Annotated in this window: 1 protein-coding gene; it reads left to right on the top strand. The window is 67.6% G+C overall.

Annotated features, from left to right (window positions below; translation table 11 throughout):
- Window positions 1-13 precede the first annotated feature (13 nt).
- Window positions 14-148, top strand: a complete 135-nt coding sequence (locus tag AC0MA3_RS26530; protein ID WP_474658352.1) for a hypothetical protein — start codon at window positions 14-16, stop codon at window positions 146-148.
- Window positions 149-272: the final 124 nt, after the last annotated feature.

Here is a 272-nt window from a genome sequence, read left to right as displayed (position 1 = left end):
CGGCCTGCATCACATGAACCGGCGCCTGCTGGGCAGCTTCGAGACCCTCGCCAACCGACGCGGCCACCGCTGGTTTCGGGTCTACAACGAGACGGCAGTGCTGCTGTTTGCCGCCATCGTCGTGCTGGTGACGGTCAAGCCGTTCTGACCGGGACGGGCCGTGCGCCGCCGTCAAAGCTCCGCCACCTGGCTGCTGCTGGCCCATATCGGGCTGATCATCTACGCCAGCCTGTACCCGTTCTGGCCCTGGCGCTGGCCACCCGGCATGGGTC

It is taken from the genome of Paenibacillus sp. LS-5 (assembly GCF_056121505.1).
Note: the sequence above shows the minus strand (reverse complement) of the source record. Positions and strands in the feature narration are given on the sequence as shown.

Bases quoted from the DNA above. Each gene is read 5' to 3' on its own strand.
- AC0MA3_RS26530 (WP_474658352.1), top strand. From the start codon at position 14: ATGAACCGGCGCCTGCTGGGCAGCTTCGAGACCCTCGCCAACCGACGC.